This window comes from Azospirillum humicireducens (genome assembly GCF_001639105.2).
In the GTDB taxonomy this organism is placed as follows: Bacteria; Pseudomonadota; Alphaproteobacteria; order Azospirillales; family Azospirillaceae; genus Azospirillum; species Azospirillum humicireducens.
The window spans coordinates 71811-83127 of the sequence record NZ_CP028903.1 but is presented as its reverse complement, the minus strand read 5'-3'; the positions used below and the strand labels follow the sequence as shown (position 1 = coordinate 83127).

The following is an 11317-nucleotide window of genomic DNA, read 5'->3' as shown; positions in this document are numbered from 1 at the left end:
GGCCCACCCGTGCTTCTGGCCAATCACCCGTTGCTGGGCAAGACGATCCCCGGCGATACCGCAAGCCGGCTGAGCATCCGTGCCGCCGAGGATGTCGCCCGCTTCAGCCTGCGCATGGACCCCGCCGCCGTCCAGGCGGCCGGGGCCGCCTTCGGCACGCCGCTCCCCACCCGCATCGGCGGTTTGGTGGAGGCCGGCGGACGGAGCGCTCTGCAACTCGGCCCCGACGAATGGGTTCTGCTGGCGCCGGTCGGCGAGAGCGACGGCATCGTCGAGGCCTTCGCCGCCCTGCAGGAGCCGCACAGTCTGGTCGATATCGGCCATCGCGAGGTGGGCATCCTGGTGGAGGGGGAGGCCGCGGCGCTCGCCCTGCGCTCTGCCATCGCCTTCGATGTCGAGGCGATGGCGGTCGGCAGCGGCTGCCGCACCATCTTCGACAAGGCGCAGATCGTCCTGATCCGCGAGGACAAGAACCGCTTCCGGATCGAGGTCTGGCGTTCCTTCGCAGACCATGTCTGGGGCCTGCTGCAAGCCGCCAGCCGCGAAATCGCGCTCGGCATCTGATTTGTGAGAGGACTGCACATGAACCGTCATCAGTCTCTGCCGAAGCCCGATCTCACCGATGACGCGATTGCCGCCGCCATCGGACGCGAACTGAACCGCCAGAAGTACGAGATCGAGCTTATCGCCTCGGAAAACATCGTCTCGGCGGACGTGCTGGCCGCACAGGGCTCGATCCTCACCAACAAATACGCCGAAGGCTATCCGGGCCGCCGCTATTACGGCGGCTGCGAGTTCGTGGACGAGGTCGAGACCATCGCCATCGACCGCGCCAAGCAGCTGTTCGGTGCCGGCTTCGTCAATGTCCAGCCGCATTCGGGCGCCCAGGCCAACCAGGCGGTGTTCCTCGCCCTGCTCCAGCCGGGCGACCGGGTGATGGGCATGTCGCTGGCCCATGGCGGCCACCTGACCCATGGCTCGCCGGTGACGATGTCGGGCAAGTGGTTCGACATCGTCAGCTACGAGGTGCGCGAGAGCGACCAGTTGATCGACTATGACGCCCTGCGCGCCAAGGCGCTCGAAACCAAGCCGAAGCTGATCGTCGCCGGTGCATCGGCCTATCCGCGAGTGATCGATTTCGCCGCGTTCCGCCGCATCGCCGACGAGGTCGGCGCCTATCTGATGGTGGACATGGCCCATTACGCCGGTCTGGTCGCCACCGGCCAGTATCCGGACCCGCTGCCGCACGCCCATGTGGTGACCACCACCACCCACAAGACCCTGCGCCTGGCGGTGCGCGAAGGCTTCAAGTCGATCGAGCACATCANTGCATGTCATCGCCGCCAAGGCCGTCGCCTTCGGCGAGGCGCTGACCCCGGAGTTCAAGGCCTATGCCGCGCAGGTGGTGACCAACGCCAAGGTGTTGTCCGACACGCTGGTCAAGGGCGGGCTGGACATCGTGTCCGGCGGCACCGACTGCCACATGGTGCTGGTCGATCTGCGTCCGAAGGGAGTGAAGGGCCGCGATGCGGAACGTGCGCTGGAGCGTGCCGGCCTGACCTGCAACAAGAACGCGATCCCGTTCGACCCGGAAAAGCCGGCGGTGACCTCCGGCGTGCGGCTCGGCACCGCGGCGGGCACCACCCGCGGTTTCGGCGAGGCCGAGTTCGCCCGCATCGGCGAGCTGATCCTGACCGTGGTCGATGCGCTCGCCGTGGCCGGCCCGGACGGCAATGCCGAGGTCGAGAAGCGCGTGCATGGCGAGGTTCGGGAACTGTGCGAGCGTTTCCCGATCTACGGCTGAATATTTGTGAGTTTTTGAAGGTCTTGCCGAGAGATCATGAACTCCTCTCGGACANGGCCGGCCCGACATATCCCCGCCTTCGCGGGGATGACGCAAAGTTCCTTTGGTTCCAGGAGCTTAGAAATGCCTGGAATTGTGTGCATCCCGTAGCGCCTTCGCGGGGATGACGGCCGATAACAGTTTCCAAAAACTCACGAATCCTGACGAGGCGCCCGATGTTTCTCAGCGTTTTCGATGTGTTCAAGATCGGCATCGGCCCGTCGTCGTCGCACACGATGGGGCCGATGACCGCGGCGGTGCGGTTTCTCGACATGCTGCGGGCGCAGCTGGATGCTGCACCCGCGGCGCTCAAGGTGCGGCTGCACGGCTCGCTCGCCTTCACCGGCAAGGGGCATGCGACGGACCGGGCCGTGGTGCTCGGGCTCCTCGATTACCGGCCGGACAACCTGGACGTCGACGAAGCCGAAGTGCGCATCGCCGAGCTTTGGCGGACGCGCAGGCTGCATCCTGCCGGCCTGCCGGAACTGGACTTCGATCCTGAAACCGATCTGGTCTTCGATTTCGGGCCGCCGCTGCCGGGCCATGCCAACGGACTGGTTTTCCAGGCGCTGGACAAGGCGGGAAGGGTGGTGCTTTCGGAGATCTTCTATTCCATCGGCGGTGGCTTTGTCGTGACGGCGGCGGAACGCGAGTCTCCGCCGGAGGAGGCCGGGACCGAGTCCGTCGGCTGGCCCTATCCCTTCCACAACGCGGCGGCAATGCTGCGGATGGCGCGGGAAAGCGGCGCGTCCATCGCCGGGATGAAGCGCGCCAACGAGCTCGTCGTCCGCTCCGCCGCCGAGGTGGAGGAGAAGCTCGGCAACATCTGGACGGTGATGAACGGCTGCATCGAACGCGGGTTGAGCCTGGATGGCCAGCTGCCGGGCAGCCTGAAGGTGAAGCGGCGGGCCAAGGCCATTCACCAGCAGCTCTTACGCGAACGCGGGGCGAATTCCAGCCAGCCGCATGTCGCCTCCGACTGGCTGAGCGTCTATGCGATGGCGGTCAACGAGGAGAATGCGGCCGGCGGCAAGGTGGTGACCGCGCCCACCAACGGTGCGGCCGGCGTCGTGCCGGCGGTGCTGCGCTATTACCTGGACCATTGCGCGGGGGCCGAACCGGCGAAGATCGGCGATTTTCTGCTGACCGCCGCCGCCATCGGCGGCCTGATCAAGCACAATGCGTCGATCTCCGGCGCGGAGGCCGGTTGCCAGGGCGAGGTGGGATCCGCCGCCGCCATGGCCGCGGCCGGACTGTGCGCTGTGCTCGGCGGAACGCCGGAGCAGGTGGAGAACGCGGCGGAAATCGCGCTGGAGCATCATCTCGGCATGACCTGCGATCCGGTCGCCGGCCTGGTTCAGGTGCCGTGCATCGAGCGCAACGCCATCGGCGCGACCAAGGCGGTGGCCGCAGCCTCCCTGGCGCTGCGCGGCGACGGCCAGCACTTCATGCCGCTGGACAACTGCATCCAGGCGATGCGGCAGACCGGCGAGGAAATGAGCACGAAGTTCAAGGAAACCAGCCTGGGCGGGCTTGCGGTCAATCTGCCGGAGTGCTGACGTCTTCCGCAGATGCTGAGTTCGTGTCCGTTCAGATCCGGCATAGATGGCAGGCGACTCCGGCGCGTTTTTGAGCGCCGGAGTCGCCAGAGCCAGTGCTTCTTTACTTCATAGACGGGAAAGCGAACTGGGCGCCTTCGCGGACCCCGCCGGTCGGCCAGCGCTGGGTAACGGTCTTGCGGCGGGTGTAGAAGCGCACGCCGTCGGGACCATAGGCCGACAGATCGCCGAACAGCGACCGTTTCCAGCCGCCGAAGCTGTGGTATGCGACCGGCACCGGCAGCGGCACATTGATGCCGACCATGCCGACCTTGATCATGTCGCTGAAGTAACGGGCGGCCTCGCCGTCGCGGGTGAACAGGCAGGTGCCGTTGCCGTACTCGTGGGCATCGATCAGGTCCATGCCCTCCTGCATCGACTTGACCCGGACGAGGCAGAGGACCGGGCCGAAAATCTCCTCCCGGTAGATGGTCATGTCCGGGGTGACGCGGTCGAACAGGCAGCCGCCCAGGAAGTTGCCGTTCTCATGCCCCGGCACCACCAGCCCGCGGCCGTCCACCACCAGTTCCGCCCCTTCGGCGACGCCCTGGTCGACATAGGCCTTCACCTTCTCGTAATGGGCGCGGGTGACCAGCGGTCCCATCTCGCAGCCGGCCGATGTGCCGGCGCCGACCTTCAGGTCGCGCAGCGCCGCCGACAGCTTGTCCTTAAGCCGGTCGGCCACCTCGTCGCCCACCGCCACCACGACGGAGATCGCCATGCAGCGCTCGCCGCAGGAACCGTAGGCCGCGCCCATCAGCGCGCTGACCGCGTTGTCCAGATCGGCGTCGGGCATGACGATGGCGTGGTTCTTGGCCCCGCCCAGCGCCTGTACCCGCTTTCCGTGGGTGCTGGCGGTCGAATAGACATACTCGGCGATGGGGGTGGATCCCACGAAGCTGACGCCCTGCACCCGCGGATCGGTCAGCAGCGTGTCGACCGCCTCCTTGTCGCCATTGACGACGTTCAGCACACCCGGCGGCAGCCCGGCCTCCAGCGCCAGTTGGGCAATGTAGAGGGCGGAGCTGGGGTCGCGCTCCGACGGCTTGAGGACGAAGGTGTTCCCGCAGGCGATGGCGATGGGGTACATCCACAGCGGCACCATCGCCGGGAAATTGAACGGCGTGATGCCGGCGACGACGCCCAGCGGCTGGAATTCCGACCAGCTGTCGATGGCCGGCCCGACATTCTTGGAGAACTCGCCCTTCAGCAGTTCCGGGACGCCGCAGGCATACTCGACGTTCTCGATGCCGCGGGTCAGCTCGCCGAAGGCGTCGTCCAGAACCTTGCCGTGCTCCGCCGTGATGAGGGCGCAGATGCGGTCGGCATTCTCCTCCAGCAACTGCTTGAAGCGGTACATGACGCGGGCGCGCTTGGCCGGCGGCGTGGCTCGCCATGCCGGAAACGCGGCCTCGGCGGCGGCGATGGCCTCTTCCACGGTGGCACGCGACGCCAGGGCGACCTGTCCGGCCACGTCACCGGTGGCGGGATTGACGATGTCGGCGGTGCGGCTGCCGGCGGGCGCGTCAGTCTTGCCGCCGATCAGGTGGGCAACGATGGTCATGGTCGGGCTTTCCTGGGGGAGATTATGGAGTGNGGACCCGCGGCGAAGCCGTGGGAGGGAGGTGGCTTCGTCCGTGGCGCCCTTACGCCGTCGCCTGGATGGCGTCGGCGACGACGTCGAACAGGCGGTCGAGGTCGGCGGGCTCGCTGTAGAAATGCGGGCCGAACTGAAGCGTGTCGCCGCCGAAGCGTACGTAATAGCCGGCCTTCCAGCACTTCTCGCCGATCTCATAGGGCCGGCGGGCCGGTTCGCCCGGCAGCGACGCGATTGTGACGGCGCCGGTCAGGCCATAGTTGCGGATGTCGGCGACGTTCTTCAGCCCCTTCAGCCCGTGGATCAGGTTTTCGAAGTGCGGCGCCAGCGCAGCCGCCTTCTCCCACAGCTTCTCCCGCTCGAAGAGGTCGAGCGCGGCCAGACCGGCGGCGCAGGCGACCGGATGGGCCGAATAGGTATAGCCGTGCGGGAACTCCACCATGTAGTCCGGGCCGCCATTGTCCATGAAGGCCTGGTAGATGTCGTGCTTGGCCACGACGGCCCCCATCGGGACGGCGCCGTTGGTCAGGCCCTTGGCGACGTTCATGATGTCCGGGACCACGCCGAAGGCATCGGCGCCGAAGGGGGCGCCCATGCGGCCGAAGCCGGTGATGACCTCATCGAAGATCAGCAGGATGGAGTGCTTGTCGCAGATCTCGCGCAGCCGCTGCAGGTAGCCCTTCGGCGGCGGCAGCACGCCGGCCGAGCCGGCCAGCGGCTCGACGATCACGGCGGCGATGTTGGAGGCGTCGTGCAGCACCACCAGTTCCTCCAGCGCGTCGGCCAGGAAGGCGCCTTCGTCCGGCATGCCCTTCACGAAGAGATTTTGCGGCAGCAGGGTGTGGGGCAGGTGGTCGGCGTCGACGCCGGTGCCGAACAGCTTGCGGTTGCCGCCGATGCCGCCCAGGCTGGTGCCGCCGAAATTGACGCCGTGATAGCCCTTGGACCGGCCGATCAGCTTGGTCTTGGCCGGCTGGCCCTTCATCCGCCAATAGGCCCGCGCCATCTTCAGCGCGGTGTCGGCGGCTTCCGATCCCGAACCGACGAAGAAGACATGGTCGAGGCCGGCCGGGGTCATCGACGCCAGCTTGTGCGCCAGCTTGAAGGCGGCCGGGTGCCCGTGCTGGAAGGCGGGGCTGTAATCCAGCTCCGCGATCTGGCGGGCCACCGCTTCGGAAATCTCGCGGCGGCAATGGCCGGCGCCGCTGCACCACAGGCCGGACAGGCTGTCGTAGATCTTGCGGCCTTCGGCGTCCCAGTACCAGGTCCCCTCGGCCTTCACGATCATGCGCGGGTTGTTCTTGAACTGACGGTTGCCGCTGAAGGGCATCCAATAGGCGTCGAGTTCCTCGCGCGTCAGTCCGGCAGCCTTGTCCAGGGACTGGCCGAGAGCGTTGGCATGATCGTTGTCCAGGGGGGCCATCCGCGGTTCTCCCATATGTGTCAGGGGTACTGTCGGCGGCAAGTGTGCGCGCTTCCCGGTTGCGATTAAATCCAAACTATAAGAACTTCACATAACCCTGCGCTTAACTATCTTGCCCAGATCATGGTGGTGCCAGCATGAGCAAGCCAGCCCGGTCCCTGGCCCCCATCGGCGATGCCGACATCCGGCTGCTGCGCGTGTTCCGGACGGTGGTGGAGTGCGGCGGCTTTTCCGCTGCCGAGGTGGAGCTGAACATCAGCCGGGCGGCGATCAGCCAGCATATGGCGGACCTTGAGCGGCGGCTCGGGCTTACCCTCTGCCGGCGCGGGCGGGCCGGCTTCCGGCTGACCGACGAAGGGCATCTGGCCTATGAGGCGAGCTTGCGCCTGCTGGCCAGCACCGAGAGCTTCCGCAGCGAGATCGCCACCGTCCATGGCCGTCTGCGCGGTGAATTGAACATCGGCATCACCGACAACCTCGTCACAATGCCGCAGATGCGGGTGACCCACGCCCTGCGCAGCCTGAAGCAGCTGGCGCCCGAGGTTCGCGTCAACATCCGCATGATACCGCCCAACGAGATCGAGCGGGGCGTGCTGGACGGGCAACTGCATGTCGGCGTCGTGCCGGTCCGCCGTGGGTTGCCGGGACTGGCCGGTCTTCCGCTTTACCAGGAGGAGTCCCTGCTCTACTGCGGCGACGGCCATCCGCTGTTCGACTGTGCCGCCGCCGGATTGACGCGGGAAGCGGTCGAGGCCGCCGACGCCGTGGCGCCGACCCAGGCGCAGCTTCCCCACGAGCTGAACAACACCGCGACGGCGACCGACCGCGAGGGGGTGGCTTTTCTGATCCTCACCGGATGCTATGTCGGCTTTCTGCCGACCCATTACGCGCGGCAATGGGTCGAGCGTGGGATGATGCGGGCGCTGATGCCCGATACCTACCATCACGCCCTGAAATTCCAGGTGGTGACGAAGAAGGGCGCCCAGCCGAATCTGGTGCTGGAGCGGTTCCTGGATGTCCTGCGCGGAACCGGAGGCGAGGAAAGCGTGGGCGCGGTGTGAAAGCCGGCGGGCGGCCGTCCAACTGCCCGATTGTCCACCATGCGGGAAAGCCGCCCGGGGGAAGCGACGGGTCAGCGGCCGTCGTCCAGACTGGGTCCGGCAAGCCACTGGCTCCGGCAAACCAAGGAGACGAACATGGCGCAGCCGTCATCGGCCACGATCTTCCAGAATCCCTCGACCGGTCAGACGGAAACGGTGTCCAACAGGTCCGGTGTCTGGGCGTTCCTGGGCGGTCCCTTCTATTTCGCCGCCAAGGGCGAGTGGATGCACAGCGCGATCCATGCGGTTCTGACCGTCGTCGCCCTGCTGCTCTGGCCCAGCGGCGCTCTCATGCTGGTGGGGCTGTGGTTCGGCTATGCCTGCGCGACGCCGACCATTCTGGAAGCGCGCTACAAGCGGCTTGGCTGGCAGCGGGTCTCGGCCTGATCCTGGGGTAAGGCAGTCCGTTTTCACGAGGCTATGGGGCGCATTCGGACCTCAAGGCGACGATGCGGTATGTGACAACCGAATTCCAGCGTCCTGAATCATAGAACCGGAGCAATGGGAACCCGATGATATAGCTGAACGTATCCAAGCTGCATCGTTTCCATCGCTCGTGTGATCATGCCGGACAATTCCGCCTCCATCGACGGCGTGGGCGAAAACGCCCGCGCCGGCAACGACCCTTATGCGGCGCTCGACGCCTCGGCAGCGACCACCCTGTCCGACCGCTGGAACGTGCGCGACAGCGCGCTGGCAGTGGTGGTTCTTGCCGGGCTGGTCGGCGGGGCGGTCGGACTGGCGGTCGGATCGCTGCACGAGGCGGTCCTGCTGCTCCAGGCGCTGGCCTTCGACCTGCCGGTGGGCGAGAAGCTGGGTCAGGGGGCGCCCGACCTGCTGAGGACGCTGGGCGTGCCGGTGGCGGGCGGGCTGCTGCTGGGCATCCTGTCGACGCTGGTGCGGCGCTGGCGGCCCAACGACATCGTCGACGCGGTGGAGGCGAACGCGCTCTACGGCGGGAAGATGTCGCTGATCGACAGCCTGCGCCTGACGGTGACCACCGCGCTGTCCAACGCGTCCGGCGCGTCGGTGGGCATGGAGGCGGCCTATACCCAGGCGGGCGCCGGTCTCGCCTCCTCCCTCGGGCAGCGGTTGCGGCTGCGCCGGGCCGATCTGCGCATGATGGTCGGCTGCGGGGCGGCGGCGGCCATCGCCGCAGCCTATCACGCGCCGCTGGCGGGCGCCTTCTATGCCTTCGAGCTGGTGCTGGGCGGCTACACGCTGGCGGCGCTGGCGCCGGTGGGTGCTGCGGCGGCGCTGGGGGTGGCGGCATCGGCCCTGCTGACCGGCGGCGAGGTGCCGCTGGCGCTCGGCCGGCCGGTGGAAATCGCCGGATGGGATTATGCCGCCTGCGGCGTCGTTGGCTTCCTGGCCGGCTGGCTCAGCATCCTCGCCATGCAGGCGGTGACGGTGGCGGAGCGCGGGTTCAGGCGCCTGCCGGTCCCGCGCTGGATGCGACCGGCGGTGGGCGGGCTGATGGTCGGCGCGCTGGCGCTGGCGGTGCCGGCGGTGATGGGCAGCGGCCCCGGCGCCGTGCCGCCGGAACTGGCGGGCGGCGCATTGGCTCTGGCCCTGACGCTGGTGGCGAAGATCCTGGCGTCGGCCGTGTCGCTGGGATCGGGTTTCCGCGGCGGCCTGTTCAGCGCCTCCCTGTTCATCGGCGGGCTGTTCGGCGGTCTGTTGAGCGTCGCGACGGCCAGCTTGCTGCCGGAACTGGGAATCGACGGCGGACTTCTGCTGCTGGTCGGGATGGGGTCGGTCGCCGCCGGCGTCGTCGGTGCGCCGGTCACCATGGTGTTGCTTGTGCTGGAGACGACGCAGGATCTCTGGGCGGCGTCGGGCGTGCTGATCGGCGTGGTGCTGTCCACCACCGTGGTGCGGCAGGCCTTCGGCTATTCCTTTGCCACCTGGCGCTTCCATCTGCGCGGCGTGCCGATCCGCGGCGCCTACGACATCGGCTGGCTGTCGGAGTTGACGGCCTTCCGGCTCATGCGGCGCGATGCCAAGACGGTGCCCGCCGCGCTGACGGTGGAGGCCTTGCGCCGCCTCTACCCGCTGGGCTCCACCAAGACGGTGTTCGCGGTCGATGAATCCGGTAGATATGCCGGACTGATCGACATGTCGCAGGTCCACGATCCCGACCAGGATGCGGCGGCCACCGAAACCCGCGTCGGCACGCTCGCCAGCAAGGCGGACGCCGTTCTGATGCCCGGCGACGACGCCCGCACCGTGCTGAACCGCTTCGGCACCGCTGAGGTGGAGGCGCTGCCGGTCCTGTCCTCGCCCACCGACCGGCGCATCATCGGCTATGTGACGGAGTCCTTCGCGTTGCGCCGCTATTCCCAGGCGTTGGAGCGCCAGCGCGGCGAGGACCTGGGCGAACGCGGGATTTGGGGGCGCGATTAGCCCCTCATGGCACCCGGCCGGTTGCGGTAACGCGCGCTGCCGCTGCCGGCCGGGTGGCCATCACCCGCCTTGGAATCCCTTCAGGCGCTCCTCGCCGCGGCCGATCTCCGACTTGAAATGTCCCTGCTTCGCAGCGTTCAGGACATCGTCGATGAAGCTCCGGTACTCGTCGGCGGCCTCGCCCGGAGGGGTCGCCACCGGCGCGACAGAGCCGACATGGATGTTGCCGTCGGCGGCGGTGGAATCATGAAGGCTGAAGGCGGGGATGAAGATGGTGTCCCCTTCTGGATTCCCTTCCGCCACATGATGGGAGGCGCGGGAGATCTCGACCTGCCCGTCGGCATCGGGGGCGGAGAGGATCTTCACGCCGTGGACGATTGTCGCCTTGCTGCGCGCGTTCGCCGCCGCGTCCCGCTCGAAGCTGGGGCGGTCGTAGATGCGTTCGATGCTCGACCGGTCGTTGATGTTGGCTTTGGCCATGTCTGTCTCCGTGTTGCCGAACTGGGGAACAGGCCATGGTCGCATCCGGTCCCCCGGATTGCCGCAGGGCAGGGCGAAAAGTTCGGAGAGTGGAATTTTCGAAGCTCCAACTGCGATCCGTTGTCCGAACGGAATGCCGTCTGCGCTGTTGATCGACCATCGACGGAATTCGAGTGGGAGAGCGACATGGCCGATCTGCAACGCATCGCCTGAACTCCACCCGCAGCACGTCCAGCAGATGAATCGGGTTGCCTGACGGAAGGCGGGCTTGCGCCGGGCGGCCGTCTTCTTCCTCACGCCGGCGGGGGAAGGGGCGGCGCCCCCGCCAGCCTCACGGTCGCATCGTCCATCCGGCTGTCGCACCAGCGGGCCAGCGCCTTGTCATACGGCGAGTCCGCCTGCCCGGTTGCGAGGGCGAAGAGCGTTATCGAGGAACGGAACTTCATGTCGTCGGGCGAGCCGAAGATCTCGTGCAGCGTCCGCCCATGCACCTCCATCACCGCGCGCGTGGCCTGTTCCAGCCGGGGTCCGAGCGCGGGATGGGCCAGATAGGCCTGCGCCTCGGCAAGGGAGGCGATGCCGTAGACCCCCGCGGCGGGGGAGCGGCCGAGCCCGCGCATCTGCGGGAAGACGAACCACATCCAATGACTGCGCTTGTGCCCGCCCCGCAACTCGTCGAGCGCGGTCGCGAAGACAGGGGCCTGCGCGTTCAGGAAGCGCTGGAGATCGTATGGATCGTCGGTCCGCATGTCACCGTTCCTTCTTCCGGAGGAGGCCGCCGGTCGGGTCTGCTCCGCCGCCGGCATGATGTGTCCGGTCAGCGGGGCGCCCACCCCGCCGACATAGCTGTCCGACCGGGCGGGATCGGAG

The 11317-nt window shown here is 67.5% G+C and carries 9 protein-coding genes and 2 pseudogenes; 7 read left to right on the top strand and 4 right to left on the bottom strand.

Annotated elements, in window-relative coordinates; all coding sequences use genetic code 11:
* The first annotated feature begins 9 nt into the window (after positions 1–9).
* The 4 genes and pseudogenes from A6A40_RS18205 (at position 10) to A6A40_RS18195 (ending at position 3402) form a co-directional block, all read left to right on the top strand.
* Positions 10–564 (top strand): sarcosine oxidase subunit gamma family protein, encoded by a 555-nt coding sequence (locus tag A6A40_RS18205; RefSeq protein WP_108547337.1) that lies wholly within the window; start codon positions 10–12, stop codon positions 562–564.
* Positions 565–582: 18 nt separating this feature from the next.
* Positions 583–1327, top strand: a pseudogene (locus A6A40_RS31475) (serine hydroxymethyltransferase); the annotation flags it as partial.
* Between the two features lies 1 nt (position 1328).
* Positions 1329–1804, top strand: a pseudogene (glyA, locus tag A6A40_RS31470) (serine hydroxymethyltransferase); the annotation flags it as partial.
* Between the two features lie 215 nt (positions 1805–2019).
* The gene (locus tag A6A40_RS18195; protein ID WP_108547336.1) at positions 2020–3402 is read left to right on the top strand and encodes an L-serine ammonia-lyase; all 1383 of its coding nucleotides are present in this window, start codon (positions 2020–2022) and stop codon (positions 3400–3402) included.
* 103 nt (positions 3403–3505) lie between these two features.
* On the opposite strand, the gene A6A40_RS18190 is transcribed toward A6A40_RS18195, so the two are convergent.
* On the bottom strand, positions 3506–5005 hold the full coding sequence (locus tag A6A40_RS18190; protein ID WP_108547335.1) for a CoA-acylating methylmalonate-semialdehyde dehydrogenase: 1500 nt from the start codon (positions 5003–5005) through the stop codon (positions 3506–3508).
* 82 nt (positions 5006–5087) lie between these two features.
* Positions 5088–6461, bottom strand: a complete 1374-nt coding sequence (gene aptA / locus A6A40_RS18185) for an omega-aminotransferase AptA (protein ID WP_108547334.1) — start codon at positions 6459–6461, stop codon at positions 5088–5090.
* Between the two features lie 137 nt (positions 6462–6598).
* Between aptA and A6A40_RS18180 the strand changes: the two genes are divergently transcribed.
* The 3 genes from A6A40_RS18180 (at position 6599) to A6A40_RS18170 (ending at position 9967) form a co-directional block, all read left to right on the top strand.
* On the top strand, positions 6599–7522 hold the full coding sequence (locus tag A6A40_RS18180; RefSeq protein WP_108547333.1) for a LysR family transcriptional regulator: 924 nt from the start codon (positions 6599–6601) through the stop codon (positions 7520–7522).
* 135 nt (positions 7523–7657) lie between these two features.
* Complete coding sequence (locus A6A40_RS18175) at positions 7658–7948, top strand: DUF2628 domain-containing protein (protein ID WP_108547332.1); 291 nt, start codon at positions 7658–7660, stop codon at positions 7946–7948.
* Between the two features lie 177 nt (positions 7949–8125).
* The gene (locus A6A40_RS18170; protein ID WP_108548008.1) at positions 8126–9967 is read left to right on the top strand and encodes a chloride channel protein; all 1842 of its coding nucleotides are present in this window, start codon (positions 8126–8128) and stop codon (positions 9965–9967) included.
* Positions 9968–10027: 60 nt separating this feature from the next.
* Here A6A40_RS18170 and A6A40_RS18165 read toward each other — a convergent pair whose 3' ends face one another.
* Entirely contained in the window at positions 10028–10447 is a 420-nt protein-coding gene (locus A6A40_RS18165) for a hypothetical protein (protein ID WP_108547331.1), read from the bottom strand.
* Positions 10448–10740: 293 nt separating this feature from the next.
* On the bottom strand, positions 10741–11196 hold the full coding sequence (locus A6A40_RS18160; RefSeq protein ID WP_108548007.1) for a DUF1810 domain-containing protein: 456 nt from the start codon (positions 11194–11196) through the stop codon (positions 10741–10743).
* Between the last annotated feature and the right edge of the window lie 121 nt (positions 11197–11317).